The following is a 26747-nucleotide window of genomic DNA, read 5'->3' as shown; positions in this document are numbered from 1 at the left end:
GGCTTGGCCGTAGAACTGGGCTACGACGCGCGCCGGCCGGTCGACCGTCCGTCTCCGTTTGAGCCAACAGAATGCTTCGATCTGACCAGGAAAGGCTCTAATCCTGATTGCTTTCGCGCATGGAGGAGGGATCGAAACGCTCCCAGCCGCGCGGGGTCAGATGTTCCTGTGGCTGGAAGCGTGTCTTGTAGTCCATTTTCCGCGACCCTTGCACCCAGTAGCCAAGGTAGACATGCGGCAGGCCGAGCGCCCTGGTGCGCCTGATATGGTCGAGAATCATGAACGTGCCGAGCGAACGCCGCTCGAGCCCGGGATTGAAATAGGAATAGACCATCGACAACCCGTCGCTCATCGTATCGGTCAGCGCCGCGGCAAGCAGCTCGCCCTTCGGCCGCTCCTCCAGTCCGGAACCTTCCTCGCGCCGGCGGTATTCGACGATTCGCGTATTCACATGCGTGTCTTCCACCATGATCGCATAGTCGAGCACGGTCATATCGGACATGCCGCCCTGCTGGTGGCGGTAGTCGAGATAGCGTCGGAAGAGCGAATATTGTTCGCTGGAAGGCTGGGCGGTGAATTCGGTGGCGATGACGTCGGAATTGGCGGCAAGCACCCGCTTCATCGATTTCGTCGGTTCGAATTCCTGGGCGAGAATCCGCACGGAAACACAGGCGCGACAGGATTCGCAGGCCGGGCGGTAGGCGATGTTCTGCGAGCGGCGGAAACCGCCTTGTGTCAGGATGTCGTTCATCTCGGCCGCACGCGGGCCGACCAGATGAGTGAAGACCTTGCGCTCCATCTCATGCGGCAGATACGGACACGCAGCCGGAGCCGTCAGATAAAACTGCGGGGATGGCGTTGTCTGCGTATTCATTTGTCGCGGAAGTTTCCTTGTCGAGACAGTGCCGTTTTCTGACAGCATGACCTAAGAATAGAAAACGTCAACAGCCGGACGATTCCCGTCCTTCATTTCAGTCTTCTAAAGTTAAATATGGAGTGTCTGCAACAGGCGGCAAAGGGAAGGCGGAGACTTTATTTCATCCCCGCCGCGTTTCAAGCGGTGCGCACCGTCACCGTGCCGACCAGCAGGTCGTGAATCAGGCGGCTGCGTTCGATGAACAGGCCGGCGAGCAGGATGAGCGGCGTCAGCACCGAATTGAGGATCCAGAACAGCGCCAGATGCACGATCGCCGTCAGGAAATCCATCGGCCGCCCATCGACGCGCACGATCGCGATCCCCATCGCCCGCATGCCGAGCGATGCCTGGCTCGGTCCGCCGACGGTCAGGCCGAAGTAAATCCCGGCGACGATGACGAAGAGGGCAGGGTAGAGAAGGAAGCCGAGCCCGAGCGTGATGATCGACAGGAAGAACAGCACGATCGCTGCGGGGATCCACAGCAGCGCCACGATGAGGTAGTCGAGGATGAAGGCAAGGACACGGCGGCTCAACACGCCGCTATAGGCGCGCCAGTCCTCCGGTGCAGCAAAAAGCGGATTGGGGTTGTAGCTCATCTCGATCTCCTCTCGCAAAAGCGATGCCGCTGATATGGTATCGACGAAGCAAAATACAATCATCCGCATCGAAACCAGGAAATCGAGCAGGATGCCGGCCGAAAACCGCGCAGATTTTGGCCGTATGCTCGTACTCACCGTTTGCTGAGAATTCTCGCCACCTCGACTGCGAAATAGGTGAGGATGCCATCGCATCCCGCCCGCTTGAAGGACAGCAGCGTTTCCAGCATCGCCCGCTCGCCATCGATCCAGCCGTTCATCGCTGCCGCCTTGATCTGGCTATATTCGCCTGAAACCTGGTAGGCGAAGGTCGGCAGACCGAAAGCCTCTTTCATCCGCCAGCAGATATCGAGATAGGGCAGGCCGGGCTTGACCATCAGCATGTCGGCGCCTTCCTCGACGTCGAGGGCCGCATCGCGGATCGCTTCTGTGCCGTTGGCCGGGTCGATATAATAGGTCTTCTTGTCGCCCTTCAGCAGCCCCCCGGTCGAGATCGCCTCGCGATAAGGTCCATAGAAGGCGGAAGCGAATTTCGTCGCATAGCTCATGATACCGACGCTCTGGTGGCCGGCCGCGTCGAGTGCCATGCGGATCGCGCCGATGCGTCCGTCCATCATCTCCGACGGCGCGATGATGTCGGCGCCGGCATCCGCCTGCATCACGGCGGCGCGCGCCACCTGGTCGACGGTCTCGTCATTGACGATCTCGCCGTCTCTCAAGATTCCGTCATGGCCATGGCTGGTGAAGGGATCGAGCGCCACGTCGGTGATGACGCCGATATTGGGCACCGCCTTCTTGATCGCCGCCGTCGCCTGGTTGATCAGGTTATTGGCTTCGAGGCTGTTCGAGCCGGTCTCGTCGCGCAGTTCCATTTCGATGTTCGGAAAGGTGGCGAGCGCCGGAATGCCGAGGCCGGCCGCTTCGCGTGCGGCTTCGACGGCCTTGTCGATGCTCATGCGGTTGACGCCCGGCATGGCCTCGATTGGATCGACGATGCCGGAACCCGGCACGATGAAGATCGGCCAGATCAGGTCGTCGACGGTCAGCCGGTTCTCCTGCACCAGCCGGCGCGTCCAATCCGCCTTGCGGTTGCGCCGCATGCGGCGATGGCCGGTGATGTCGTCGACGAGATGCGTCCTGTCCTGCATGATATCTATCCCCAGCCCATTCCATTTATCGGAGCGCTCATTATCATGGCGCCCGGAAAATCCAAACCGGACGATTGGCCGCGGCGGAAAACACCTTATGACGATGTAACTGGAACCAAGTCTGCGCAATGGAAACCGATAGCCCGACGATCCCGAAACGCACGCTGGCGGATCTCCTCTTCATTCTCTTCCTGAGGCTGGTCGCCGTATCCTGCTTCTGGTTCGGCCTGCAATACTGGGCGATGCTCGTCGGTTATTCGCTGGTCGGCGCCGGCCGCTTCGATCTTTTGAGCCTGCCGTGGAAAGTGGCAAGCACCAGCCTGGCCGTGCTCTTCCCCGTCGCGTCCCTCGGTCTGTGGCTCACCGTCTCCTGGGGGCCGGTCATCTGGGTGCTGGCGGCCGGCGGCCAGGTCCTGATGTATGGCCTGCTGCCGGATATTTTCGGCCCCAACAAGCTGATCATCCTGCTGCATCTCATGGTCGCCGTCGTCTACTGCATTTTCCGCCTGCTGCTATGGCTGGAAAAGCGCCGGCACCGCCGCCAGGTAAGCGTTGATTTACCCTGAGACAACGTGGGGTTCCCAGTAAGGCTCCGTTAAGCCTGCGGTTTAAGTCGAATTTTATATGTATTCGATAGGGTCTCACTCAAGGCGGGAAGAAAACGACACCGCCAATCAAACAGTGAGGCAGTCAATATGAACACGAAAATCAAGCCGCAGGCGGTATCGAACTTCCGTGACCAGCAGGATCAGGGCATCCGTGATCTTTACATGGAATCCCTTCATCTTGTTGAACGTCTTCACCGTCGTCTTCTCGACGTCATCAAGGACGAGTTCGACCGTCAGGGCCGCAGCGACGTCAACGCCATCCAGGCGCTGCTCCTTTTCAACATCGGCAATTCCGAGCTGACCGCCGGCGAGCTGCGCTCGCGCGGCTACTATCTCGGCTCCAACGTTTCCTACAACGTCAAGAAGCTGGTCGATCTCGGCTTCATCAACCACCAGCGCTCGCGCATCGACCGCCGCTCGGTCCGCATCAGCCTGACAGAAACCGGCCAGGACATCGCCGAGACGGTGGCGAAGCTCTACGAACGGCACATCGCCTCTATCGACAAGGTCGGCGGAATCGGCACCGACGAGTTCACCCAGATGAACAAGCTGCTCCAGCGCCTCGACCGCTTCTGGAACGACTCGATCATGTATCGTCTCTAAAATCCCTGACCTCCTTTCAGGGTTGCAGAAAACCGGACGTGTCCCTGCGCGTCCGGTTTTGCCGTTTGCCCGCGTGGCATCTTTGCAACGCAGGGCAGGGCAAGCGTTATCGCCTGTATTCAAGCCGTTTTTTAGCCGTTATTAACCGGCACCGTTTAGCTCGTCATGGTTCGTTGCGTCGTGTATCCGACATCCGGCGGTCTATCCTCCGAGCCGGTAACACGAATTGGCCATATTGGTGTGGCAGCGGAAGGTATAACAACCGGCGCTTGAACCGATCAGAGATTCCAGGCTGTCGCATCGCATTCTTGTGATGAGACGGGCGGAGTTTTGATGCGCCGGGACAACGAGTGCACAGTGATCTGCGTTACGGCGCAGTGATATCGCAAAGAGCCGCGGCTTTCCTTTATCGCGGCATTCAGTGGTTGGGACTATGTCGAAGAAAAACGGAATTGAAGCTCTTTCGCGCCGCGCTTTCCTGGCGTCGGCGGCAACGGTTGGCGCCGGCGCGCTTGCTGCCGGACCTGCATTGGCGCAATCGGCGCTCGATGGGCTCCTGAATGCGCCGCGCCGCGGCAACTGGGACGACCAGTTCGACGCCAAGGCGGCTTCGCGCACGGCGACCGCCGTCGTTTCCAACACGCCGATCCTCGGACCTCAATCGGTCGCCAGCGCCCAGCAGGCGATCATGCAGTATCAGCAGATCGCTGCCGCCGGCGGCTGGCCTGAAGTCAATCCCGGCGACCAGCGCCTGCAACTCGGCGTCAGCCATCCCGCCGTCCAGGCGCTGCGCCAGCGCCTGGCGATCACCGGCGACCTGCCGCGCGAAGCCGGCCTGTCGAGCGCCTTCGATTCCTATGTCGACGGCGCCGTCAAGCGCTTCCAGGCGCGTCACGGCCTGCCAGCCGATGGCGTTCTCGGCGAATTCACGCTGAAGGCGATGAACATCCCCGCCGATGTCCGCCTGCAGCAGCTCAACACCAATATCGTCCGTCTGCAGACCTTCCCCGAAGACTTGGGCCGCCGTCACCTGATGGTCAACATTCCGGCTGCCTATGTCGAGGCGGTTGAAGACGGCAGTGTCGCGACGCGTCATACCGCGGTTGTCGGCCGCTTGAGCCGCCCGACGCATCTTGTCAATTCGAAGATCTACGAGGTCATCCTCAATCCTTACTGGACGGCGCCGCGCTCGATCGTCGAGAAAGACATCATGCCGCTGATGCGGAAGGATCCGACCTATCTCGAAAAGAACGCCATCCGTCTGATCGACGGCAAGGGCAACGAAGTCGCCCCCGAGACCGTCGACTGGAACGGCGAGGCGCCGAACCTGATGTTCCGTCAGGACCCCGGCAAGATCAATGCCATGGCATCGACGAAGATCAACTTCTACAACAAGAACGGCGAGTACATGCACGACACGCCGCAGCAGGGCCTGTTCAACAAGCTGATGCGCTTCGAATCCTCGGGCTGCGTCCGCGTCCAGAACGTGCGCGACCTGACGAACTGGCTGCTGCGCGAGACCCCCGGCTGGAGCCGCCAGCAGATGGAGCAGGTGATCGCAAGCGGCGTCAACACGCCGATCAAGCTCGCGGCGGAAGTTCCGGTCTATTTCGTCTACATCTCCGCCTGGGGCATGCCCGACGGCATCGTCCAGTTCCGCGACGACATTTATCAGATGGACGGCAATGCCGAGCTGGCGCTCGATACCACGGCCGGCATGGAACAGCCGGTGCAATAAGCGGCGACCTCTGCATCGCCCCTCGAACCGCGCCCTCCCGGCGCGGTTTTTTTATGTCGGCGAGGGGCGCTCTATCCCGTCGCCATCATTCACCGGCGGGGCGCTGTCGCAAAACGACTGGAGCGCGCGCTTTGCTCAGCAAATGTCGTTCTTCGTATTGCCCTTGCCACGGGGGAAGGCTAATACCTCAGCGCATTCCAGTTGAGGAGCCCGCCCATGACCAATGCTTCCACCGAATCCTTCTTCAATCGCTCGCTTGCGGACGTCGATCCCGAGATTTTCGGCGCGATCGGAAAGGAACTCGGTCGCCAACGGCACGAGATCGAACTGATCGCTTCCGAGAACATCGTTTCCCGCGCCGTGCTGGAAGCGCAGGGCTCCATCATGACCAACAAATATGCCGAGGGTTATCCGGGCAAGCGCTATTACGGCGGCTGCCAGTTCGTCGATATCGCTGAGGAGCTGGCGATCGAGCGCGCCAAGAAGCTGTTCGGCGTCAATTTCGCCAACGTCCAGCCGAATTCCGGCTCGCAGATGAACCAGGCCGTGTTCCTGGCGCTGCTGCAGCCCGGCGATACCTTCATGGGTCTCGACCTGAATTCGGGCGGCCACCTCACGCATGGTTCGCCGGTCAACATGTCCGGCAAGTGGTTCAACGTCGTCTCCTACGGCGTGCGTGAAGGCGATAACCTGCTCGACATGGATGAGGTCGCCCGCAAGGCCGAACAGCACAAGCCGAAGCTCATCATCGCCGGCGGCACCGCCTATTCCCGCATCTGGGACTGGAAGCGCTTCCGCGAGATCGCCGACTCGGTCGGCGCCTATCTGATGGTCGATATGGCCCACATCGCCGGTCTCGTCGCCGGCGGCCAACATCCGTCGCCGTTCCCGCATTGCCATGTCGCGACGACGACGACGCATAAGTCGCTGCGCGGTCCGCGCGGCGGCGTGATCCTCACCAATGAAGAGGATCTGGCCAAGAAGTTCAATTCGGCCGTCTTCCCCGGTCTGCAGGGTGGCCCGCTGATGCACATCATCGCCGCCAAGGCGGTCGCCTTCGGCGAGGCGCTGCAGCCTGAGTTCAAGGAATATGCCGCCCAGATCGTCAAGAACGCCCGGGCGCTGGCCGAAACGCTGATCGCTGGTGGTCTCGATGTCGTCTCCGGCGGCACCGACAACCACCTGATGCTCGTCGACCTGCGCAAGAAGAACGCCACCGGCAAACGCGCCGAGGCCGCTCTCGGCCGCGCCTACGTCACCTGCAACAAGAACGGCATTCCCTTCGACCCGGAAAAGCCCTTCGTCACCTCGGGCGTACGCCTGGGCGCGCCGGCTGGCACCACCCGCGGCTTCAAGGAAGCCGAATTCCGCGAAATCGGCAATCTGATCGTCGAGGTTCTCGACGGCTTGAAGGTTGCCAATTCCGACGAAGGCAATGCCGCTGTCGAAGCCGCCGTGCGCGGCAAAGTGGTCAACCTCACAGACCGCTTCCCAATGTATGACTACATGGGGTAAGGAGTAGCGATGCGCTGCCCCTATTGCGGTTCGGAAGATACTCAGGTCAAGGATTCGCGCCCGGCGGAGGACAACACGTCCATCCGCCGGCGGCGTATCTGTCCGGATTGCGGCGGCCGCTTCACCACCTTCGAGCGTGTGCAGCTGCGCGAGCTGATGGTCATCAAGAAGACCGGCCGCAAGGTGCCTTTCGATCGCGACAAGCTGGTGCGCTCCTTCGAAGTGGCGCTGCGCAAACGCCCGGTCGAGCGCGACCGCATCGAACGCGCCGTCTCCGGCATCGTCCGCCGGCTGGAAAGCTCCGGCGAGACCGAAATCTCCTCCGAGCAGATCGGCCTGCAGGTGCTGGAAGCGATGAAAAGCCTCGACGATGTCGGCTTCGTGCGCTACGCCTCGGTCTACCGGGATTTCTCGCTGGCCGAGGATTTCGAAAAGGTCATTTCGGAAATCAACGCCAAGATTGCCCGCGACCCGCTGGACAGATGAGCCATGAGCGTCACGCCGCATGACGAGAGTTTCATGGCGGCGGCGATCCGCCTGTCGCGCCGGCATCTCGGCCGCACCGCCACCAACCCCTCCGTCGGCTGCCTGATCGTCAAGGATGGCGTCATCGTCGGTCAGGCGGTCACCGCCCTCGGCGGCCGCCCGCATGCCGAGCCGCAGGCGCTCGCCGAAGCCGGCGAGGCTGCCCGCGGCGCCACCGCCTATGTGACCCTCGAACCCTGCTCGCATCACGGCAAGACGCCGCCCTGCGCCGAGGCGCTGATCGCCTCTGGCGTCGCCCGCGTCGTCATCAGCGTCACCGATCCCGATCCGCGGGTTTCCGGCCGCGGCATTTCCATGCTGCGCGACGCAGGTATCGAGGTTGATGCAGGTGTGCTGGAAGCCGAGGGCCGGCGTTCGCTGGCCGGTTATCTCACCCGCCAGACGAAGTCCCGGCCCTATGTGACTCTCAAGCTTGCCGTTTCTGCCGATGGTATGATCGGCCGTGCAGGGGAGGGACAGGTGGCGATCACCGGCCCGGAGGCCCGCGCCGAGGTACAGGCGCTGCGCGCCGAAACCGACGCGATCCTGGTCGGTATCGGCACCGCCATATCGGATGATCCGTTGCTGACGGTGCGGACACCGGGTCTGGAGGCGCAGTCGCCCATCCGCATCGTGCTCGATCCGTCGCTGGCCTTGCCGCTGACGAGCAAGCTGGTTGCGACGGCGCGGGACGTGCCGGTGATCTTGGTGGCGAGCGAGCAAGTGTGGCCTTTGTCGGCGGATGCGGAGGGTTTACCCCCCTCTGTCCTGGCGGACTACCGGGGTCGAGCCACGGGTCTCGACCCGTCCTTCGAACCCCCCACAAAGGGGGAGGTCGGCAAGGGGCGGGATCCGAATTCCCTCGCTCCTGTTAGCAACAAATCGACTTCAGGGAATGTAGCGCAAGGCGCTAGCCCCCAGCCGATCTCCCCCCTTGTGGGGGAGATGCCCGGCAGGGCAGAGGGGGGTACCGCACCCGCCGATGCCACCGACCTGGACTCCCGTCGCGCCGCACTCGAAGCTGCCGGCGTCGAGATCGTCTATTGCAATCCCTATCATCCGGAAATCCTGCTGCCGGCGCTTGCGACACGCGGCATTTCTTCGCTTCTGGTCGAGGGCGGTGCCAAGACGGCGCGGCTTTTCCTGGAAGCCGGTCTCGTCGACCGCATCCAGCTTTACCAGGCGCCCGTCACCATCGGCGCGGACGGTATTGAATCGCCGTTTGATGCAACCGACATACCATCCGGTTTCGCCCACATGGGCACGCGAATATTCGGCGCAGATCGCCTGGATGAATATGAAAGAGAGAGTTGATGTTCACCGGAATTGTCACTGATATCGGCACGATCGAATCCGTTTCCCCGCTGAAGGAAGGCATCCGGCTGCGGGTCGCCACCGCCTACGATCCCTCGACCATCGACATGGGCGCCTCCATCTCCCATTCCGGCATCTGCCTGACCGTCACCGCACTTCCTGATGAAGGCAGCAACGGCCGCTGGTTCGAGGTCGAGGCATGGGAAGAGGCGCTGCGGCTGACGACGATCGGCGCCTGGCGGGAGGGCAGCCGCATCAATCTCGAACGGTCGCTGAAAATCGGCGATGAACTCGGCGGCCACATCGTTTCCGGCCATGTCGACGGCAAGGCGGAAATCCTCTCGGTGACATCGGAAGGCGACGCCACCCGCTACCGCCTGCGGGCGCCCGAACATCTGGCAAAATTTGTCGCCCCCAAGGGCTCGATCGCGCTCGACGGCACCTCGCTGACGGTCAATGCGGTCGACGGCACCGATTTCGACGTCCTGCTCATCCGCCACACGCTTGAAGTCACCACCTGGGGCGAGCGCCAGGCCGGCGATTTCGTCAATTTCGAAGTCGACACCATGGCACGTTACGCTGCCCGGCTGGCTGAATTCCCGAGCGCCTGAATCGAAAGCCCTGTACCGGTTTCCTAATGTCCGGTTCGAGCCGATGGCTGCCCCTCACCCTAACCCTCTCCCCGTAAACGGGGCGAGGGGACGTGCCCTGCGAGAACTGGGCGAGGGACGGAGACGTTGCGGCATATCCCCTTCGCACCGCAAGCGGGGGTCCGAAGGACGGGTCGAGACGCGTGGCTCGACCCCGGTCGGTGCCGGCAGGCGGATGAGGGGCTGTCCGCGTCGATTTTCGGTGTTATGCGCCGGGTGGAAAGGGACAGCGCGTCTGGCCGCCGAGACTCACCAAACCGGCGAGAGCTTCGTCAGATACTGGCCGTAGGCACTCTTGCCGAGCTTCTCCGCGAGCTTGGCGAGGTCCTCCTGCGAGATGTAACCCATGCGCCAGGCGACTTCTTCGGGGCAGGCGATCTTGAAGCCCTGGCGTTTTTCCAGTGTGCTGACAAAACCGGCGGCATCGTGCAGGCTATCAGGTGTGCCGGTGTCGAGCCAGGCATAGCCCCGGCCCATCAGTTCCACGAAAAGCTGGCCGCGCTCGAGATAGGCGCGGTTGACATCGGTGATTTCCAATTCGCCGCGCGGCGACGGGTTCAGGTTGGCGGCGATATCGACCACCTGCTGGTCGTAGAAATAGAGGCCGGTCACCGCCCAGTTCGATTTTGGCGCCTTCGGCTTCTCCTCGACCGACAGCGCATTCATCTTTTCGTCGAAGCCGACAACGCCATAGCGTTCCGGATCGGTGACGTGATAGGCGAACACCGTCGCGCCCTCCCGCCGGCTGGTGCCGGATTTCATGATTCCCTGCAATCCGTGCCCGTAGAAGATGTTGTCGCCGAGAACGAGAGCCGAACTGTCGCCGTGCACGAAGTCGGCGCCGATGATGAAGGCCTGGGCGAGGCCGTCCGGGTTCGGCTGTACCGCATAGGTCAGCGAAATTCCCCATTGCGAGCCGTCGCCGAGAAGGCGCTTGAAGGCTTCGAGGTCGTGGGGCGTCGTGATGATCAGCAACTCCCTGATGCCGGCGAGCATGAGCGTCGTCAGCGGATAGTAGATCATCGGCTTGTCGTAGACCGGCATCAACTGTTTCGAGACGGCCTGCGTGATCGGATGCAGACGCGTGCCCGTGCCGCCGGCAAGAATAATTCCCTTCATGCTTTCTCCTTAAAGACCTTTGTTCAAAAGGCCTTGCATGACGATTGTCATGGACTGCTTCCACTCCGGGAGCCGGATTCCATATGTTCTGGCGAGCTTGTCGCCGTTGAGACGCGAATTGGCGGGACGCTTTGCCGGTGTCGGATAGTCCGTCGTCGGGATGCGCTCGACGCCGACGTTTCTGCCGCCCGATTTAAGTAGCGCCGCGAATATCTCTTCGGCGAAATCAGCCCAGCTTGCTTCGCCGCTGCCGGTCAGGTGAAAGGTGCCGCGGAGCGATGGCGCGGGGTCCGCTACAACACGGGTCGCGATCGCAAGAATCGCGTCGGCGATGTCGAGTGCCGAGGTCGGGCATCCCCACTGATCGGCGACGACGCGAAGATGATCGCGCGTCTCGGAAAGCCGCAGCATCGTTTTCAGGAAATTGGTGCCAAACGGCGAATAGACCCAGGCGGTGCGCAAGATGACATGGTTCGGGTTCGCCGCCGCGACGGCCGTCTCGCCGGCGAGCTTCGAACGCCCGTAGACGGAGATGGGCCCCGTCGTATCCTCTTCGCAATAGGCGGAGGCCTTGTCGCCGCTGAAGACATAGTCGGTCGAAATGTGGATGACCGGCACCCCGATCCGCGCGGCAGCCTCGGCAACCGCGCCGGCGCCTGCCGCGTTGACGGAAAAGGCAAGCTCGGCTTCGCTCTCGGCCTTGTCGACCGCCGTATAGGCGGCGGCGGAGACGATCACATCCGGCCGCAGAGCCGAGAAGGCGGCTGCAATGCATGCAGAATCCGAAAGGTCCATTTCCGGGCGGCCGACCGCGATGATTTCGACGCCTGTTTCGGCGCCGCGTCTGAGCAGCGATTGGACGACCTGGCCCTGTTTGCCGGTGACGGCAATGCGCATCGCTATCACCCCTTGAAAACGCCGAGGCGTTCGCCGGAATAGACAGTTTCGCGCAGCGGCCTCCACCACCATTCGTTATTCAAGTACCAGCGCACGGTCTTCTCGATGCCGGTTTCGAAGGTCTCTTGCGCCTTCCAGCCGAGTTCGCTTTCGAGTTTCGAGGCGTCGATCGCATAGCGTGCGTCGTGTCCCGGACGGTCCGTGACGTTGGTGATCAGACGCGAATGCGGTGCCTTATCACTGTAGACGCCGTCGAGAATGGCGCAGATGCGGTGAACGACATCGATGTTCCTGCGCTCATTGCGGCCGCCCACATTGTATTTTTCGCCGGGGCGCCCTCTGGATGCGATTGTGTAGAGCGCGCGGGCGTGGTCTTCGACATAGAGCCAGTCGCGGACATTTGCGCCATTGCCGTAAACCGGAAGAGGCTTGCCCCCGAGTGCGTTCAGGATCATCAGCGGAATGAGCTTTTCCGGGAAATGGAACGGGCCGTAATTGTTGGAGCAATTGGAGACAACGACGGGCAGACCATAGGTGCGGTGCCAGGCGATCGCCAGATGATCGCTCGCCGCCTTGGAGGCGGAATAGGGCGAGGACGGATCGTAAGGCGTCTTCTCCTCGAAGAGGCCCTCGTCGCCGAGGGAGCCGTAAACCTCGTCCGTCGAGACATGCAGAAAGCGGAAGGCGCTCTTGCGGCGAGCGTCAAGCTCACCCCAATAGTGCCGTGCGGCATCCAGCAGGCTGAATGTGCCGACAATATTGGTCTGAATGAAATCAGCCGCGCCCGAGATCGAGCGGTCGACATGGCTCTCGGCCGCGAGATGCATGACGATATCAGGGCGGAAGGACGCGAATGCTTCCTGCATCCTGGCACGGTCGCAGATGTCGGCGCGCAGGAATTGATAGTTCGGCGCCGATTCGACGGATTTCAGCGATGCCAGATTGCCGGCATAGGTCAGCGTGTCGACATTCAGCACCTCGGCGCCGATCTCGCTGACGAGATGGCGCACCAATGCAGATCCGATGAAGCCTGCTCCGCCCGTAACCAGTATGCGCATCGTCGATCAATCCTGGGGTTGTTGTGCTGAATAGGAAAAATGGCTTGGCAGATCGGCGAGCCGCGGCAGCGTCTTGTCCTTGTCGGACGATACCATGTCACTCTCATCGAAGGGCCAGCGAATACCGATCGCCGGATCGTTCCACGCGATGCCCCGATCATGCTGCGGGCTGTAGGGTGCGGTTACCTTGTAGCTGATGACGCTGTTCGGCTCGATCGTTGCGAATCCGTGCGCGAAGCCGGGCGGTATCCAGAGCTGTTTGCCGGTGTCCGGCGAGAGCTCCTGAGAGATCCATTTGCCGAAGTTCGGTGATCCCAAGCGGATGTCGACGACGACATCCATGATCCGGCCGGCAAGGCAGCGCACCAGCTTGCCCTGTGCGAAGGGCGGTATCTGGAAATGCAGCCCCCGGACGGTTCCGGCCTGCGCCGAAAGCGATTCATTGTCCTGGACGAACGTGACGTCGGCCACATTTTCCCGGAACCAGGCATCCTTGAATACTTCGGAGAAGTAGCCGCGGTGATCGCCGAAACGTGGCGGCGTGATTGCAACAATGCCCTCGATGGCGGCGGTCTCAATGTGCATGACTTACCTTTTCTGCGGCTTTCATCAGGCGCGCGCCTTCATAACGCTCATCAGCATCTCCGCCTGCGAGCGGCTCTGGATGGCCGCAAGGCCTTTTGCGGCAATGGCATCGCGCTCATCGGCATCTGCGATCAGCTTGTAGCAGCGCTCGATCATGTCGTCATAGGGCTCAATTGCCAAGCCGCCGATGAAGGGCTGGAGGTCCGGATCGCGGATGTCGCCTTCCGTCAGCACGCAAACGCGATTGGCGAGCAGGTAGGAAATGCGCACGATCTCGAAGACGCCGCTCGCATAATGATGGATGTTGATGACGATCTTGGCGCGGGCAATCGCCGCATCGCGTTCCGCACCATAGATGTTGAAGAGATGCGCGACCTTCAGCCCGCCGTCCTTCAGCGTCTTCAGAATATGGTGGCGACGTTCGTTCATCGAGCCGTAGAAGAGCACATCGATATCTTTGACGGGGGCGTGCTGGATCTGGCTCAGGCAACGGCTGTAACCGATTTCGAGCACGCCGGCGTGGTCGATCCCCTTGGCGGCGAGGTTTTCGCGGTTGCGCGGGCTGTAGTCGAGCACCGGCATCGCCCTCAGGATCGACATATAGCGCGAATTGATCCAGCTGCTTTCTTCAGACACTTGCTCGAGGTTGATGAGAACGCTGTCTTGCGGCAGATGGCCGACGATTTCGGCCGGAAGCAGGTTGCCGCCATAAATGATCGGCGCACGGCCCGCGAACTCGTTCATGTCCCTAACGATCGGTGCCGAACCGCCGAGTTCCTCGAAGGCGCCCTGCAGGCCGAGCGCGACTTCGTCGAAGGCGTGGCTGTGATTGTAGTTATCGGGCGTCACGATCCAGATGCAATGGCCATCCTTGTGGGCCTGCCATCCGCCGGCAAAGGGCTGCAATGCGTTGGCAAGCGGCTGCTCGATCGTCGGCGCGGCCGGTATAGCGGTCCTTTCCGTACGCACCGGCTGCTGCGGCACCGGGGAGGCGCCTGAGGCGTGCTGAGCATAGGCGCGCATCAATTCGCGGCCGCCGATGAATTGGCCGCGCGACATCCAGCCGGGCGGGTCATCAGCCCCCCAGATCAGATGCGGCTGCTTGATGAGCGGTTGCCGGCCTTGCTGCCACGCGGTCAGGAGAGCGTCGTCACGGCTCTGCAGAAAGGCTTCCTTGGCGGCGAAGAGGCCATGCAGCATTCTGCCGAGGCGGACACCAAACTTCCATTCGAAATCGGCAAGGGTCGGTACGAAGGCGGCGATCTTCAATCCGGAGGCGATAGCCTGCTGGACATAAAGGCCGAGCAGACGCTCGATCACGAAGGGGCGCATCTTCGCGTTGGCATCGCGTGAGTAGTGAGCCGTACCGGAATAGGCGTTGCCCGCCGGCGTGCCGGCGCGCGCCTGGTTTTCCAGTGATTCGAGAATGCGTTCGCAAAAGGCGAAATACCCGGACCAGAATTTCCGGTTGCCGCAGAAATAGTTGCAGAACATGAAGGCAATCTTGTCCTGCGGCGGCGCGATCGGATAGCCGAGTTCCTGCAGATGCAGGAAGATCGGCTCCATGCCGGGGTGACCACCAAGCAGCGAATGTTCCCAGACGTTGCTGTAGATCGCCGCGTGGCCGATCAGCGGATTGTAAAGATAGGCGTCCGCCCCTTCCGCTCTGGCCTTTTCCCCTTCCGTGACGAAGGACGGGAAGCTAGTCACCGACTTCATCTCGAATTTGCTCGAAAGTAGCCCCCAGAACACGTCGTCGCCGAGGCCGATCGCCTCGTGATGCCGATGCAGAGTGAGGAAGAGTTCATATTCGCGGGTCGTTGCCTGCGTATTGAACGAGATGTCGAACGGCATGGCCGCCGCGTCGAGCTGGCTGCGCTGCGAAGGATCGAGATAAGGCTGATAGATAATGACGGATCCCGTGCCGGCAGCCTTCTCCGTGAGAAGCGCCAGATCAGGAAGACCGGCCGGTAGAGCGGAAATGGGCTGATTGATCGTCAAGGTATTGTCCTTCGCGAATGGCCGCCGTCTTCGTGACTCACGAAACAGCATTCGGCTGGTTCGGGTGTCGACTATTGGACGTGAAGCTTGCGCCACACTGTTGGGCAGGAATTTCGCTGGTCAGCTTGGGAACAGGTTAAGCCGTGATGTTCGTGCCAGGCCAATTGCTTGATAGGGCCCAACTCGGACGGCGTCATGAAAAACGAAAAGATCTATGTAACGAAGCCCAGCCTGCCGCCGCTCGAAGAATTCATTCCTTCGCTGGAAGCGATCTGGAACAATCGCATCCTGACCAATGGCGGGCCGTTCCACGAGCTACTGGAGCAGGAGCTCTGCAACCATCTCGGCGTGAAGCACATCAGCCTCTTTTCCAACGCCACCGTTGCGCTGCTGACGGCGCTTCAGGCGCTCCGCGTCACGGGCGAAGTTATCACCACGCCTTATTCCTTCGTAGCCACGTCGCATTCGCTTCTCTGGAACGGTTTGAAGCCCGTCTTCGTCGACATCGATCCGGTGACGCTCAATCTCGATCCGGCGAAGATCGAGGCGGCGATCACGCAGCAGACGACGGCGATCATGCCGGTGCATTGCTACGGCCACCCGTGCGACGTCGATTCGATCCAGAAGATCGCCGATCTCTACAATCTCAAGGTCATCTATGACGCCGCCCATGCCTTCGGCGTGGAAGACGAGCGGGGAAGCATTCTCAATCACGGCGACCTTTCCATTCTGAGCTTCCACGCGACGAAGGTGTTCAACACATTCGAAGGCGGAGCGATCATCTGCCCTGATGTCAAGACGAAGACCCGGATCGACCAGCTGAAGAACTTCGGTTACGTCGATGAAGTGACCGTGGTGGCGCCGGGCACGAACGGCAAAATGAGCGAATTCAACGCTGCGCTCGGCCTGTTGCAGCTGAAATACATCAACTTCGCCCTTGAAAGGCGTGGGCTCATCGACGCTGCATACCGCGAGCGTCTGCGCGGCGTCGAGGGTATAGAATGCCTGCACCGTTCCGGCGAGACCGTATCCAACTTCTCTTATTTCCCGATTCTCGTACGCCCCGGCTATGCCATTTCGCGCGATGAGCTCTATGAGCTTCTGAAGGAAAACGGCATTCATCCGCGCCGTTATTTCTATCCGCTGATCTCAAGCTTTTCGATGTACCGCAGCCTGCCTTCCGCGCAGCCCGCGAATCTGCCGGTCGCAACCGAAGCTGCAAAACAAGTGCTCTGCCTTCCCATCTATCCCGACATGGAAATGGAGATCGTCGACAAGGTCTGCGCGCTCATTGCTTCTTAGGGGTAGATGAAATGAAACTGGCTATTATGCAGCCGTATTTCTTTCCTTACATTGGCTACTTTCAGCTGATCAGTGCGGTCGATAAATTCATCGTTTACGACAATATCAAATACACGAAAAAGGGTTGGATTAACCGAAACCGCATGTTGCGCGACGGCCGGGACGCCACATTCTCTCTGCCGCTGAAGGCCGCGCCGGATAGTTTAGACGTGTACGAACGCAGCCTGTCGCCGGACTTCGTTCGCAACAAGCTGCTGAATCAAATTCAAGGCGCTTATCGACGCGCGCCATTTTATTCCAGTGCTTTCCCGGTGATCGAGCAGGCGATAGGCTTCCCGGACAACAATCTTTTTTTCTATATTTTCAACTCAATCAGGGAAATCTGCGGCTACCTTGGCATCAGGACAGACTTCGCCGTTTCCTCTGAAATAGCGATAAATCACGATCTCAAGGCCCAGGAAAAGGTTTTGGCACTTTGCGAGAAAGCGGGCGCGGAGGTCTATGTGAATGCAATAGGGGGTATGGAACTTTACTCTCAAGACGCGTTTGCTGCGCGCGGTATAGAACTGAAATTCATCAAGTCGAAGTCTGTGGAATATTCTCAGTTCGGTGCTGATTTCGTGCCCTGGCTGTCAATTATGGATGTCATCATGTTCAATTCGGTGGAAGAGATTCAGAGGAATATGCTGGGTGCGTATGAGCTCATTCAATCCTAGATGCGGACGAGTGTTTCCTTTCGGCGGTCTGCCAAGAAGAAGAAATCGGTGAAGCAATGTTCAAATGGAAGAAGTTAGGCAAGGTTTTTACGCCGCAGGAGGTGACTGATCGTCGGTGGCTTAAGGAGTTTGCTCAAGCGCCTGCAACACTGCTTTTTGACGATTTTGTGCGAATATACTTTTCCTGCCGCCCACCAGCAGATCAGGCCGGGCAATATGTCTCGCATTCTGCTTATATTGACGTGGATAGGGCTGACTTGTTTAAGATCATACGGATCAGCGAACGTCCGGTCCTGGAATTGGGCGGTCTCGGCGAATTCGATCAATTTGGTACTTATCCGATCTCCGTAGCCAGGGATGGCGACCTCATACGCGCTTACTATGCCGGCTGGACTCGATGCGAATCCGTGCCATTCAACGTCGGTATAGGATTGGCCTTGAGCACGGACGAAGGCCGGACCTTCTCTAAGGCGGGTTATGGACCCGTCGTGCCATACTCGCCGGATGAACCCTTCGTCCTGAGTGGTCCCAAGATTCGGCGTTTTAACGACCGGTGGTACCTGTTCTATATCTCTGGTTCCAAGTGGATCATGGCCGATGGGCGTGCGGAGCCTGTGTACAAAATCCGTCTAGCCACCTCTGAAGATGGCGTGCACTGGACGAAAGCGAACAGAGATCTGATCGAATCTGTCGTCGAGACCGATGAGGCACAGGCAAGCCCCGATGTGATCTTTGCCGGCGGGCGCTACCACATGTTCTTCTGCTATCGTCACAGCACGAATTATCGCGGCAAGGAAAATGGATACCGAATCGGCTACGCCTCGAGCAACGATCTGGTCAACTGGCAACGTGACGATAGCAAAGCGGGGCTGACGGTGTCCGACACAGGCTGGGATGATGAGATGGTTAGCTACCCGCATGTCTTCGAGTTGGATGGCAAGACCTATATGGCCTATCTCGGCAATCAAGTCGGGCGCAACGGCTTCGGCCTTGCTGTTCTCGACGGAAAGCTTGGTGACGCATGACCAAGATGCGATGGAAGAAGCTGGGCAAGATCTTTGATCCCACGCTGCATCATCTGCCGGCAGGCTGTGTCGAGTTTGCGCAGTCGCCCCAGGCGCTCGTTTTCGATGGCTTTATACGAATCTACTTCTCAACGCGCGCAACTGACGTGAACGGCAAATATCTCAGCCATGTCGCTTTCGTCGATATGGATAAGACTCTGGAGCGGGCCATTCGCGTTTCCGACAGGCCGGTTATTGAACTCGGCAAACTCGGTTGCTTTGACGAGCATGGCATCTTCCCGATGAATGTGATGCGACACGAAGGGAAGATCTACGGCTACACATGCGGCTGGAATCGAAGGGTTGCGGTCTCGGTCGATACGGCAATCGGGCTTGCCTTTAGTGATGACGACGGGATGTCGTTCAAGAGGATCGGCGATGGGCCGGTCTTGTCGGCGTCTCTCAAGGAGCCGTGCCTGGTCGGCGACGGCTTTGTGAAGTTCATCGATGGCATCTTTCACATGTGGTACATTTTCGGGACTGGGTGGAAAGAATACTCGCCGGGCGCGCCTCCGGATCGCACTTATAAAATTGGTCATGCGACCTCGCCCGACGGCATCAATTGGCAGAAGGAGGAAGGCAGGCAGATCATACCGGATCGGCTTGGTGCCGACGAAAGCCAAGCTCTGCCGACCGTCATCCGGATCGAAGATCGCTATCATATGTTCTTCTGCTATCGGCAATCGTCGGATTTTCGCACTAACAGGAAACGCGGCTATCAAATCGGCCACGCATATTCGCGCGATCTGATCAACTGGTCACGCGATGACCTTGAATTGGGGATTGAAGGAACGGACGGCGAATGGGATTCCGACATGTTGTGCTATCCGCACGTCTTTGAGGCGGATGAGTCAATTTACCTCCTCTATAACGGAAACCAGTTTGGCCGGCATGGATTCGGCGCTGCAATATTGGAACGTACTTCATGACGCCGGATTGGGGCCACAACCTCGCTTCGGCAAGCGACATCGCCTACCACTTGAATGAATGCGGAACTGATTTCGCCGAGGGGCTTCGCGCACGCGTGGACATCGACGCTTATGCGCTGAAAATCCTGCTCAACGCCGAGCGCTTTGAGGCATGGTCTGACGGTAGGTTGGTCGGGCTTCTGGCCATATATTGCAACAATCCCCAACAGACATCGGGATTCATTACGAATCTAAGTGTGTTCGAAGAATGGCGCGGCAGGGGGATAGCGGGAGCGTTGCTTGAACGGAGCATGGCTTTGGCCAGGCAGAAGAGGTTTGAAACCATACGCCTCGAGGTCGAGGCGAAAAACATTGCCGCCGTCGCTGTCTATCGCAGATATGGGTTCGTGGTGCTGGATAGCGAACAGTCAATGCTGACAATGAAGCGAGATTTGGGGTAGAAGATGGCTGAGAAGAAGCGCGATTATAATAGTGAAATCAAGGATGCTAGTGATCATCGCTACGCATACAACTTCGATTTTGACGTCATGCACCATTATATGCTGAAGTCTTTCATGCCCTTTTTCCGCACCGGAAGCCTGCTTGAACTTGGAAGTTTCCGGGGCGATTTCACGAAAAGGATCGTTCCCTATTTCGACGATATCACCTGCGTAGAAGCCTCCGATGAGGCAATAGCCGTCGCGCAGAACGAACTGGGCGACAGCCTGACATTTATCAATGACGTGTTCGAAGACGTGAAGCTTCCCAAGCGCTATGACAATGTCCTGCTGACACATGTTCTTGAGCATTTGGACGATCCGGTAGGCGTGCTGAAGCGCATCAATGACGAATGGCTATCGGAGGGTGGTAGGCTCTTCCTGGTATGCCCGAATGCGAATGCCCCGTCCCGCCAGATCGCTGTTAAAATGGGTTTGATAAGCCACAATTCCGCAATCACGAAGGCGGAAGCGGAGCATGGTCACCGCATCACATATTCACTGGATACCCTGGAGCGCGATGCAAGATTGGCAGGATTGAACGTCGTGCATCGGTCCGGCATTTTCTTCAAAGCTCTGGCAAATTTCCAGTGGGATCGTTTGCTTCAGACCGACATCATTTCCAGCGAATATCTGGAGGGTTGTTATCAGCTGGGGCAAGTCTATCCCGATCTTTGCGCCAGCATCTTTCTCATGTGTGAAGCAGGCCGAGCGCAATAGGCTGTGCTTTGCCGAACTCGACTTCTAAATTCCAAGGATGTCCGATGCCGCGCGTATCGATCTGTATTCCAGCATACAAGGCCGACTATTTCGAACTGTGCCTACGAAGTGCGTTGGCTCAGAGCTTCACCGATGTCGAAATTCTGGTGTCGGATGATTGTCCGACTGATGAAATCCAGGCGATCTGCCGGAACTTCGAAAGGTTTGTCCAATACAGCCGCAATCCGAATCCCGGTCCCGAGAACAATGTGCGCAGGCTGGTGGAAATCGCGAGCGGCGAATACATCAAATTCCTGTTCGATGACGACGTGCTACACCCTTTCTGCATACAGTTCCTGCTAGAGGCGCTTGAATCGACAAAGGAAAGAAACACGAGTCTTTCATTTTCTCCGCGTTATTTAATTGACGGAAAAAATCATACTACTGGCTTCATCAACCACTTCAACGCTTCCGGAGATAGCCTCAAGATCGTTTCTGGCGACGACTTCTTGCGATTGACGGCTCTCAATCACGTCAATCTAGTTGGAGAGTACACAACGGCTTTATTTCGGAAGAAGGATGCTTTCGATAGCAATGGTCAATTCCGATTGTATAAGATGGAAGGCGATCTCTTTCCTGGGTTGATTGATTTATCAGCATGGGTGGAACTGGCGCAGCTCGGCAACTTCGTCATCCATCCCACCCCGCTTTCCTATTTCAGGCGCCATGAGAACGCCACGTCGAACCCACAGGTCAACTGGAAGTTCATTTATGCAATCACTTACTATGAGGACGTGCTAAATTTCGCGTTTGAAAGAGGCTACTTGTCAGCAAGCGACTTGACTACCTCATATCGAAACCTGCTGAATATCTACCGGTACTGGCAGAATTCGTTCCCCCAGCTTGGAGCAAGAATTGCGCAAATTGAAGAAGCACTGATGTAAAGAAAGGTGGCACATTCTCGGGCATTCGCAACTCCGCATTCCGCGAGCCTCGGCCCTGCGGTGGATGCTCTGCGCTACGCCGTCCGCTTGACGAAATTCCCTAACGCGAAAACTGAATGACTTCGCCATTATACTGCGCGCGCGCCGTCTCGCGGAAGCCGAGCTTGGCTGCGACCCTGAGCGACGCCACGTTTTCGGGGCTGATGATGCAGCTCATTGCCTTTCCCGGAAAATGCGCTTCCGCCCAGCCGATCAGGGCTGTCAGCGCCTCGGTGGCATAACCGCGGCCCTGGGCTACCGGCATCAGCGCCCAGCCGACCTCCATCGTTCCCTCGATTGACGGCTCCATTTCGCGGCGGGCTTCGAGAAATCCGGCTTCGCCGATGAACCGGCCGCTGGCCTTCTCGACGATCGCAAGAAAGCCGAAGCCCATATGATGCCACATGCCGGCAATGCGCAGCATGCGGGCCCAACTCTGCTCGCGCGTCGAGGGCGCGCCGCTGATGAAGCGGACGACATCCTCGTTCGCCCACAGCGCCGCATGCACTTCGAAATCGTCGAGGTGGTGAGGGCGAAGCGTCAACCGCTGCGTTTCGAGCGTGGGAATGTCGGTCACATCAGGTCCTCCGGAAGCCGCGCCGTCAGGCACCGGGTTCGCCCTCCCAGTAATCGAGTGGATTTTCCGCGCGTCCCATATGGCGGAATCGCCCGGGCCTTGCGCCATCTCTGCTGGTCTTGGCGAGAAACTTTCCAGAATCGGGATATTCGACGATCTCGGTCTTCGCCATCGTCGAGATGCCGAGATAGATAAGGGGCGCCGTGCCGGTATTGATGATCTGGTGCGCTGTTTCCGGGCCGCCGGCGGGCGCGCCGAGCACGTCGCCAGCCTTGATCGCATGGCGCTCGTCGCCGAAGCGGTATTCGCCGGTGCCTGCGATCACGTAGAAAAGCTCGTCTTCGACGTGGTGATTGTGGAAGGGGCAGCTCGATTTGCCCGACGGCACTTCATTATAGCTGATGCCGAGACCGGCCAGACCTAAACGTGCGCCGAACGAGGCGTCGGCGCCTTCATAGAATTCACCCTGTTTCCAGTGGTCGAGCGCGAGATCGGCGATATTGATCACCGCTTTCGATTCCCTAGCCATGATGTCCTCCTGTTGCAGGAAGAGAAGCTATCATCTTGGCGGAAAATTCAATGCCCGTCTGCGCTGATCCGGGAATCCCCGGCATGGGCGGAGAGGAGACCGCCGCCCATGCTTCGAGCGCCGCGCGTCGGATGGAACGCGCCGAGACTCTCTATCCCTGGCAATGCGCAGGAATCTTAGCGGACGTAGAAAGTGAGGCTTCCGTCAGCCGCCTGTTCGGCATTGACGATGTTGCGGACGTCGACGCCTTCATTGTTGAGCCGGCGGGCAAGCGACCTGTTGGCGTCGATCGAGGCCTGGATGCCGCGGATGGCATAACCGGAGCGTTCCGGCGCCGAGCGCGGACCCGTCGTTTCATCATCGAGATTGCGCCAGTTATGGACCTGCTCGACGTTGAAATCATTGCCGTGGAAGGTCCTGAGCGTTTGCTCGATGCCTTGGGCGGTGTTCATCCCAAGACTTTCGGCCCGACTGGCGCCGGCAAATGCAAGCGAGGAGAGGGCGGCGGCGGCGGTGAGTGTGACAATGCGTTTCATGATTGTATCCTTTCATCTGCTATGACGGTCGGCTGTCGTTGCAGGGGATCGTCTGCGTCACGACATGGAATTGGCATTGTCCTCTTCCCGATTCAATGGGCTAAGCCACTGAAAATCCATTAATAATTCTTCATGAAAATTGCCTTCGAATTGCCGTTTTCCGAGCGTCCGGGGAAACTGGTTTGAAAGCCTTGCGCGGCTGTGCAGCTATCCCCTTGCCGATATTTCGTCTTTGGCGTTGCGGCATCGGGCGAAAGTGCTTGCCATTCTGATGAAGGCATGTTTTGACCGCGGCCTGCCGAGTGGAAAATGTCCTGCCAACGAAGGTGAATCCATGCCGAGAGAGACCGCTCCCCATATTTTGATCGTTGAAGCCCGCTTTTACGACGACATGGCCGACGCGCTGCTCGAAGGCGCGACCTTTGCTCTGCAGGAAGCCGGCGCCACCTTTGAGGTCGTCACCGTTCCCGGCGCGCTGGAAATTCCGGCAGCGATTGCCATGTCGCTCGATGGAGACGACAATGGCGGCACACATTATGACGGCTATGTCGCCCTTGGCATGGTCATCCGCGGCGAGACCTACCACTTCAATATCGTATCGAACGAATCCTCGCGCGCACTGATGGATCTCGCAGTCAGCGAGTCCCTTGCCATCGGCAACGGCATCCTGACCGTAGAAAATGACGAACAGGCCTGGGCGCGCGCTCGCCGCTCGGACAAGGACAAAGGCGGATTTGCCGCTCGTGCAGCTCTGACGATGATCGAGCTGAAGCAGAAACTGGGTGCATGAAGAATGAGTGACGACAAGACGGAACGGCCGGTCAAGACTGCGAACCAGCGGGGCGCTGCCCGTCTTGCTGCCGTTCAGGCGCTTTATCAGATGGATGTCGGCGGCACGGGCGTTTTGGAAATCGTCGCTGAATATGAGGCGCACCGCCTCGGCCAGGAAATCGACGGCGCGACCTATCTGAAGGCCGATGCCGGCTGGTTCCGCTCCATCGTCTCCGGCGTGGTGCGCGATCAGGTCCGCCTCGATCCGCTGATCGCGGCAGCGTTGCAGGATGATTGGGCTCTGTCGCGGCTTGACAGCACCGTGCGCGCCATCCTGCGCGCCGGCGTCTTCGAACTCATTGACCGCAAGGACGTTCCGGTGGCGGTCATCGTCACCGAATATGTCGAAATCGCGCAGGCGTTTTTCGATGACGACGAACCGAAGCTCGTCAACGCCGTGCTCGACCGCATCGCCAAGCAGGTTCGCAGCGAGGCGAAGAAGTAACCTCTTAGCCGCCAAACCATCTTCCCGTTTCTTTCTTCATGCCGCAATGGTTTTCGCCCGTTGCGGTCTTGACGCCACGTGATCGACCACGCAATCTCCGCACCGCTTAGCTGTGGCATTTCTGTGGAGAGGAAAGGCGATTCGGCGGCGTATCTGCCGGAGGAGGAGTAAACTCCGGCCTATGGGAGGAAAGAGCGAAATGACCATTCTTTTATGCGTAATCGCATGCGGTCTGCTCTCGGTGGTCTATGCCGCCTGGGCAACCCGGTCGGTGCTTGCCGCCGATCAGGGCAACAGCCGGATGCAGGAGATCGCGGGCTATATCCGGGAAGGCGCTCAGGCCTATCTGACGCGCCAGTATCGCACCATTGCCCTTGTCGGCGTCGTCGTCTTCATCGCAGCCTGGCTGCTTCTTTCCGCCACGGCCGCCATCGGCTTCCTGATCGGCGCCGTACTGTCAGGCGCTGCCGGTTTCATCGGCATGCACGTCTCCGTCCGCGCCAACGTGCGCACCGCGCAGGCCGCGTCCGCCAGCCTCTCCGCAGGCCTCGACATCGCCTTCAAGTCGGGTGCGATCACCGGCATGCTGGTGGCGGGCCTCGCGCTGCTCGGCGTCTCCATCTACTATACCATTTTGACCGTCGGGCTCGGCCATGAGAGCGGCTCGCGCGACGTCATCGATTCACTGGTGGCGCTCGGCTTCGGCGCTTCGCTGATCTCGATCTTCGCCCGTCTCGGCGGCGGCATCTTCACCAAGGGCGCCGATGTCGGCGGCGACCTCGTCGGCAAGGTGGAAGCCGGCATTCCCGAGGACGATCCGCGCAACCCGGCGACGATTGCCGATAACGTCGGCGACAATGTCGGCGACTGCGCCGGCATGGCCGCCGACCTTTTCGAGACCTATGCGGTTTCCGTTGTCGCCACCATGGTTCTGGCTGCGATCTTCTTTGCCGGCGCGCCGATCCTCGAGTCGGCGATGATCTATCCGCTGGCGATTTGCGGCGCCTGCATCATCACCTCGATCATCGGCACCTTCTTCGTCAAGCTCGGCTCGAACGGCTCGATCATGGGCGCTCTATACAAGGGCCTCATCGTCACCGGTCTCTTGTCCATCATCGGTCTCGGTGCCGCCACCTCGCTGACCGTCGGCTGGGGCTCGCTCGGCACCGTTGCCGGCGCCGACGTGACCGGCACCAACCTCTTCATCTGCGGTCTCGTCGGCCTTGTCGTCACCGCCCTGATCGTGGTCATCACCGAATACTACACCGGCACCGGCAAACGCCCCGTCGTTTCGATCGCCCAGTCGTCGGTCACCGGCCACGGCACCAACGTCATCCAGGGCCTTGCGGTCTCGCTGGAGTCGACGGCCCTGCCGGCGATCGTCATCGTCGGCGGCATTCTCGCCACCTATCAGCTCGGCGGCCTTTTCGGCACCGGCATCGCGGTCACCGCCATGCTCGGCCTTGCCGGCATGATCGTTGCACTCGATGCCTTCGGCCCGGTCACCGACAATGCCGGCGGCATCGCCGAAATGTCGCATCTGCCGCCCGAGGTGCGCAAGTCGACCGATGCGCTCGACGCCGTCGGCAACACCACGAAGGCCGTCACCAAGGGCTACGCGATCGGCTCGGCCGGTCTCGGTGCCTTGGTGCTCTTTGCCGCCTACGCCAACGATCTCAGGTATTTCGCCGCCCATGGCGACCAATATCCCTACTTCGCCAATATCGGCGAAATCTCCTTCGAATTGTCGAACCCCTATGTCGTCGCCGGCCTGCTGTTCGGCGGCCTGATTCCCTATCTCTTCGGCGGCATCGCCATGACAGCCGTCGGCCGCGCCGCCGGCTCGATCGTCGAGGAGGTGCGCCGCCAGTTCAAGATGAAGCCGGGCATCATGCAGGGCACGGAAAAGCCGGATTACGGTAAGGCCGTCGACCTTCTGACCAAGGCGGCCATCCGTGAAATGATCGTGCCGTCGCTGCTGCCGGTGCTGGCGCCCATCGTCGTCTATTTCGGCGTGCTTCTGATCTCCGGCTCCAAGGCCTCCGCCTTTGCCGCCCTCGGCGCATCGCTGCTCGGCGTCATCATCAACGGCCTCTTCGTCGCTATCTCGATGACCTCGGGCGGCGGCGCCTGGGACAATGCCAAGAAGAGCTTCGAGGACGGTTTCGTCGACAAGGACGGCGTGCGTCACATGAAGGGTTCGGATGCGCACAAGGCCTCCGTTACCGGCGATACCGTCGGCGATCCCTACAAGGACACAGCCGGCCCTGCCGTCAACCCGGCGATCAAGATCACCAATATCGTGGCACTTCTGCTGCTCGCCGTTCTCGCCGGTTGATGGCTGCAACAGCGGCTGGCAGCCCCTCACCCTAACCCTCTCCCGGTAA

Annotated in this window: 27 protein-coding genes and 1 pseudogene; 17 read left to right on the top strand and 11 right to left on the bottom strand. The window is 59.6% G+C overall.

Going from position 1 to position 26747, the window contains the following annotated elements:
* Positions 1-97 precede the first annotated feature (97 nt).
* The 3 genes from C4N04_RS01105 to hemB all read right to left on the bottom strand — a co-directional run bounded on the left by C4N04_RS01105 (position 98) and on the right by hemB (position 2660).
* Positions 98-874, bottom strand: a complete 777-nt coding sequence (locus C4N04_RS01105) for an arginyltransferase (protein WP_039618977.1) — start codon at positions 872-874, stop codon at positions 98-100.
* 179 nt (positions 875-1053) lie between these two features.
* Complete coding sequence (locus tag C4N04_RS01100) at positions 1054-1512, bottom strand: RDD family protein (RefSeq protein ID WP_009994177.1); 459 nt, start codon at positions 1510-1512, stop codon at positions 1054-1056.
* A gap of 134 nt (positions 1513-1646) precedes the next feature.
* Positions 1647-2660, bottom strand: a complete 1014-nt coding sequence (gene hemB / locus C4N04_RS01095) for a porphobilinogen synthase (RefSeq protein ID WP_077993241.1) — start codon at positions 2658-2660, stop codon at positions 1647-1649.
* Positions 2661-2788: 128 nt separating this feature from the next.
* On the opposite strand from hemB, the gene C4N04_RS01090 reads away from it, so the two are divergent.
* From C4N04_RS01090 to C4N04_RS01060, 7 genes are all read left to right on the top strand, one after another.
* Positions 2789-3226, top strand: a complete 438-nt coding sequence (locus C4N04_RS01090) for a DUF6163 family protein (RefSeq protein ID WP_039623170.1) — start codon at positions 2789-2791, stop codon at positions 3224-3226.
* Positions 3227-3355: 129 nt separating this feature from the next.
* Entirely contained in the window at positions 3356-3871 is a 516-nt protein-coding gene (locus tag C4N04_RS01085; RefSeq protein ID WP_004673822.1) for a MarR family winged helix-turn-helix transcriptional regulator, read from the top strand.
* A gap of 433 nt (positions 3872-4304) precedes the next feature.
* The gene (locus tag C4N04_RS01080; protein WP_039618980.1) at positions 4305-5609 is read left to right on the top strand and encodes a L,D-transpeptidase family protein; all 1305 of its coding nucleotides are present in this window, start codon (positions 4305-4307) and stop codon (positions 5607-5609) included.
* A gap of 216 nt (positions 5610-5825) precedes the next feature.
* Entirely contained in the window at positions 5826-7124 is a 1299-nt protein-coding gene (gene glyA / locus C4N04_RS01075; RefSeq protein WP_038688083.1) for a serine hydroxymethyltransferase, read from the top strand.
* Between the two features lie 9 nt (positions 7125-7133).
* Positions 7134-7610 (top strand): transcriptional regulator NrdR, encoded by a 477-nt coding sequence (gene nrdR, locus C4N04_RS01070; RefSeq protein ID WP_003547190.1) that lies wholly within the window; start codon positions 7134-7136, stop codon positions 7608-7610.
* 3 nt (positions 7611-7613) lie between these two features.
* Positions 7614-8963, top strand: coding sequence for a bifunctional diaminohydroxyphosphoribosylaminopyrimidine deaminase/5-amino-6-(5-phosphoribosylamino)uracil reductase RibD (ribD, locus tag C4N04_RS01065; protein ID WP_096762173.1), 1350 nt, complete (start codon positions 7614-7616; stop codon positions 8961-8963).
* Positions 8963-9574: a riboflavin synthase gene (locus tag C4N04_RS01060; protein ID WP_096762172.1), complete on the top strand. Its 612-nt coding sequence runs from the start codon at positions 8963-8965 to the stop codon at positions 9572-9574. Before ribD ends, C4N04_RS01060 begins: the two co-directional genes overlap by 1 nt.
* Positions 9575-9862: 288 nt before the next feature.
* On the opposite strand, the gene rfbA is transcribed toward C4N04_RS01060, so the two are convergent.
* The 5 genes and pseudogenes from rfbA to C4N04_RS01035 form a co-directional block, all read right to left on the bottom strand.
* The gene (gene rfbA, locus C4N04_RS01055; RefSeq protein WP_106795267.1) at positions 9863-10732 is read right to left on the bottom strand and encodes a glucose-1-phosphate thymidylyltransferase RfbA; all 870 of its coding nucleotides are present in this window, start codon (positions 10730-10732) and stop codon (positions 9863-9865) included.
* A 9-nt stretch (positions 10733-10741) separates the two neighbouring features.
* The gene (rfbD, locus tag C4N04_RS01050; protein ID WP_106795266.1) at positions 10742-11629 is read right to left on the bottom strand and encodes a dTDP-4-dehydrorhamnose reductase; all 888 of its coding nucleotides are present in this window, start codon (positions 11627-11629) and stop codon (positions 10742-10744) included.
* Positions 11630-11634: 5 nt separating this feature from the next.
* Entirely contained in the window at positions 11635-12687 is a 1053-nt protein-coding gene (gene rfbB, locus C4N04_RS01045) for a dTDP-glucose 4,6-dehydratase (RefSeq protein WP_106795265.1), read from the bottom strand.
* 6 nt (positions 12688-12693) lie between these two features.
* On the bottom strand, positions 12694-13272 hold the full coding sequence (rfbC, locus tag C4N04_RS01040; protein ID WP_096762168.1) for a dTDP-4-dehydrorhamnose 3,5-epimerase: 579 nt from the start codon (positions 13270-13272) through the stop codon (positions 12694-12696).
* Positions 13262-15273: pseudogene (locus C4N04_RS01035) on the bottom strand (glycosyltransferase family 1 protein). The gene rfbC and the pseudogene C4N04_RS01035 overlap by 11 nt, the downstream one beginning before the upstream one ends.
* Before the next feature lie 195 nt (positions 15274-15468).
* On the opposite strand from C4N04_RS01035, the gene C4N04_RS01030 reads away from it, so the two are divergent.
* Genes C4N04_RS01030 through C4N04_RS01000 form a run of 7 tightly spaced genes read left to right on the top strand, consistent with a single transcriptional unit; the run spans position 15469 to position 21403 of the window.
* A complete protein-coding gene (locus C4N04_RS01030; protein WP_106795263.1) occupies positions 15469-16575 on the top strand; it encodes a DegT/DnrJ/EryC1/StrS family aminotransferase in 1107 nt (368 codons plus the stop codon).
* Between the two features lie 11 nt (positions 16576-16586).
* Positions 16587-17291, top strand: coding sequence for a WbqC family protein (locus tag C4N04_RS01025; protein ID WP_106795262.1), 705 nt, complete (start codon positions 16587-16589; stop codon positions 17289-17291).
* 56 nt (positions 17292-17347) lie between these two features.
* On the top strand, positions 17348-18316 hold the full coding sequence (locus tag C4N04_RS01020; protein ID WP_106795261.1) for a glycosylase: 969 nt from the start codon (positions 17348-17350) through the stop codon (positions 18314-18316).
* Complete coding sequence (locus tag C4N04_RS01015) at positions 18313-19284, top strand: hypothetical protein (RefSeq protein ID WP_106795260.1); 972 nt, start codon at positions 18313-18315, stop codon at positions 19282-19284. The genes C4N04_RS01020 and C4N04_RS01015 overlap by 4 nt, the downstream gene beginning before the upstream one ends.
* Entirely contained in the window at positions 19281-19724 is a 444-nt protein-coding gene (locus C4N04_RS01010; protein ID WP_096762166.1) for a GNAT family N-acetyltransferase, read from the top strand. Before C4N04_RS01015 ends, C4N04_RS01010 begins: the two co-directional genes overlap by 4 nt.
* Positions 19725-19727: 3 nt before the next feature.
* Positions 19728-20480: a class I SAM-dependent methyltransferase gene (locus C4N04_RS01005; RefSeq protein ID WP_077993271.1), complete on the top strand. Its 753-nt coding sequence runs from the start codon at positions 19728-19730 to the stop codon at positions 20478-20480.
* 44 nt (positions 20481-20524) lie between these two features.
* Positions 20525-21403 (top strand): glycosyltransferase family 2 protein, encoded by an 879-nt coding sequence (locus C4N04_RS01000; RefSeq protein WP_096762165.1) that lies wholly within the window; start codon positions 20525-20527, stop codon positions 21401-21403.
* A gap of 100 nt (positions 21404-21503) precedes the next feature.
* Here the strand turns inward: C4N04_RS01000 and C4N04_RS00995 are convergent, their stop codons facing one another.
* The 3 genes from C4N04_RS00995 to C4N04_RS00985 form a co-directional block, all read right to left on the bottom strand.
* Positions 21504-22019, bottom strand: coding sequence for a GNAT family N-acetyltransferase (locus C4N04_RS00995; RefSeq protein WP_096762164.1), 516 nt, complete (start codon positions 22017-22019; stop codon positions 21504-21506).
* A gap of 25 nt (positions 22020-22044) precedes the next feature.
* Positions 22045-22548, bottom strand: a complete 504-nt coding sequence (locus C4N04_RS00990) for a cupin domain-containing protein (protein WP_038688104.1) — start codon at positions 22546-22548, stop codon at positions 22045-22047.
* Positions 22549-22724: 176 nt separating this feature from the next.
* Complete coding sequence (locus C4N04_RS00985) at positions 22725-23084, bottom strand: hypothetical protein (protein ID WP_096762163.1); 360 nt, start codon at positions 23082-23084, stop codon at positions 22725-22727.
* 334 nt (positions 23085-23418) lie between these two features.
* Between C4N04_RS00985 and ribH the strand changes: the two genes are divergently transcribed.
* The 3 genes from ribH to C4N04_RS00970 all read left to right on the top strand — a co-directional run bounded on the left by ribH (position 23419) and on the right by C4N04_RS00970 (position 26698).
* A complete protein-coding gene (gene ribH / locus C4N04_RS00980; RefSeq protein WP_096762162.1) occupies positions 23419-23874 on the top strand; it encodes a 6,7-dimethyl-8-ribityllumazine synthase in 456 nt (151 codons plus the stop codon).
* Positions 23875-23877: 3 nt separating this feature from the next.
* A complete protein-coding gene (nusB, locus tag C4N04_RS00975; protein ID WP_039619004.1) occupies positions 23878-24360 on the top strand; it encodes a transcription antitermination factor NusB in 483 nt (160 codons plus the stop codon).
* A gap of 199 nt (positions 24361-24559) precedes the next feature.
* Positions 24560-26698, top strand: a complete 2139-nt coding sequence (locus C4N04_RS00970; protein ID WP_039619006.1) for a sodium-translocating pyrophosphatase — start codon at positions 24560-24562, stop codon at positions 26696-26698.
* The last annotated feature ends 49 nt before the right edge of the window (positions 26699-26747 follow it).

The organism is Rhizobium sp. H4 (assembly GCF_003013335.1).
GTDB classification, from domain to species: Bacteria; Pseudomonadota; Alphaproteobacteria; order Rhizobiales; family Rhizobiaceae; genus Rhizobium; species Rhizobium sophoriradicis.
Note: the sequence above shows the minus strand (reverse complement) of the source record. Positions and strands in the feature narration are given on the sequence as shown.

What these genes read in the sequence shown, in the direction of transcription:
- C4N04_RS01100 (WP_009994177.1), bottom strand. Translation starts at nt 1,512, where the DNA reads ATGAGCTACAACCCCAATCCGCTTTTTGCTGCACCGGAGGACTGGCGC.
- nusB (WP_039619004.1), top strand. Translation starts at nt 23,878, where the DNA reads ATGAGTGACGACAAGACGGAACGGCCGGTCAAGACTGCGAACCAGCGG.
- C4N04_RS01010 (WP_096762166.1), top strand. Translation starts at nt 19,281, where the DNA reads ATGACGCCGGATTGGGGCCACAACCTCGCTTCGGCAAGCGACATCGCC.
- C4N04_RS01020 (WP_106795261.1), top strand. Translation starts at nt 17,348, where the DNA reads ATGTTCAAATGGAAGAAGTTAGGCAAGGTTTTTACGCCGCAGGAGGTG.
- hemB (WP_077993241.1), bottom strand. Translation starts at nt 2,660, where the DNA reads ATGCAGGACAGGACGCATCTCGTCGACGACATCACCGGCCATCGCCGC.
- C4N04_RS01080 (WP_039618980.1), top strand. Translation starts at nt 4,305, where the DNA reads ATGTCGAAGAAAAACGGAATTGAAGCTCTTTCGCGCCGCGCTTTCCTG.
- ribH (WP_096762162.1), top strand. Translation starts at nt 23,419, where the DNA reads ATGCCGAGAGAGACCGCTCCCCATATTTTGATCGTTGAAGCCCGCTTT.
- rfbB (WP_106795265.1), bottom strand. Translation starts at nt 12,687, where the DNA reads ATGCGCATACTGGTTACGGGCGGAGCAGGCTTCATCGGATCTGCATTG.
- C4N04_RS00970 (WP_039619006.1), top strand. Translation starts at nt 24,560, where the DNA reads ATGACCATTCTTTTATGCGTAATCGCATGCGGTCTGCTCTCGGTGGTC.
- rfbA (WP_106795267.1), bottom strand. Translation starts at nt 10,732, where the DNA reads ATGAAGGGAATTATTCTTGCCGGCGGCACGGGCACGCGTCTGCATCCG.
- C4N04_RS01025 (WP_106795262.1), top strand. Translation starts at nt 16,587, where the DNA reads ATGAAACTGGCTATTATGCAGCCGTATTTCTTTCCTTACATTGGCTAC.
- C4N04_RS01015 (WP_106795260.1), top strand. Translation starts at nt 18,313, where the DNA reads ATGACCAAGATGCGATGGAAGAAGCTGGGCAAGATCTTTGATCCCACG.
- C4N04_RS01090 (WP_039623170.1), top strand. Translation starts at nt 2,789, where the DNA reads ATGGAAACCGATAGCCCGACGATCCCGAAACGCACGCTGGCGGATCTC.
- rfbD (WP_106795266.1), bottom strand. Translation starts at nt 11,629, where the DNA reads ATGCGCATTGCCGTCACCGGCAAACAGGGCCAGGTCGTCCAATCGCTG.
- ribD (WP_096762173.1), top strand. Translation starts at nt 7,614, where the DNA reads ATGAGCGTCACGCCGCATGACGAGAGTTTCATGGCGGCGGCGATCCGC.
- C4N04_RS01085 (WP_004673822.1), top strand. Translation starts at nt 3,356, where the DNA reads ATGAACACGAAAATCAAGCCGCAGGCGGTATCGAACTTCCGTGACCAG.
- C4N04_RS01005 (WP_077993271.1), top strand. Translation starts at nt 19,728, where the DNA reads ATGGCTGAGAAGAAGCGCGATTATAATAGTGAAATCAAGGATGCTAGT.
- C4N04_RS01105 (WP_039618977.1), bottom strand. Translation starts at nt 874, where the DNA reads ATGAATACGCAGACAACGCCATCCCCGCAGTTTTATCTGACGGCTCCG.
- rfbC (WP_096762168.1), bottom strand. Translation starts at nt 13,272, where the DNA reads ATGCACATTGAGACCGCCGCCATCGAGGGCATTGTTGCAATCACGCCG.
- nrdR (WP_003547190.1), top strand. Translation starts at nt 7,134, where the DNA reads ATGCGCTGCCCCTATTGCGGTTCGGAAGATACTCAGGTCAAGGATTCG.
- C4N04_RS00985 (WP_096762163.1), bottom strand. Translation starts at nt 23,084, where the DNA reads ATGAAACGCATTGTCACACTCACCGCCGCCGCCGCCCTCTCCTCGCTT.
- glyA (WP_038688083.1), top strand. Translation starts at nt 5,826, where the DNA reads ATGACCAATGCTTCCACCGAATCCTTCTTCAATCGCTCGCTTGCGGAC.
- C4N04_RS00990 (WP_038688104.1), bottom strand. Translation starts at nt 22,548, where the DNA reads ATGGCTAGGGAATCGAAAGCGGTGATCAATATCGCCGATCTCGCGCTC.
- C4N04_RS01030 (WP_106795263.1), top strand. Translation starts at nt 15,469, where the DNA reads ATGAAAAACGAAAAGATCTATGTAACGAAGCCCAGCCTGCCGCCGCTC.
- C4N04_RS01000 (WP_096762165.1), top strand. Translation starts at nt 20,525, where the DNA reads ATGCCGCGCGTATCGATCTGTATTCCAGCATACAAGGCCGACTATTTC.
- C4N04_RS01060 (WP_096762172.1), top strand. Translation starts at nt 8,963, where the DNA reads ATGTTCACCGGAATTGTCACTGATATCGGCACGATCGAATCCGTTTCC.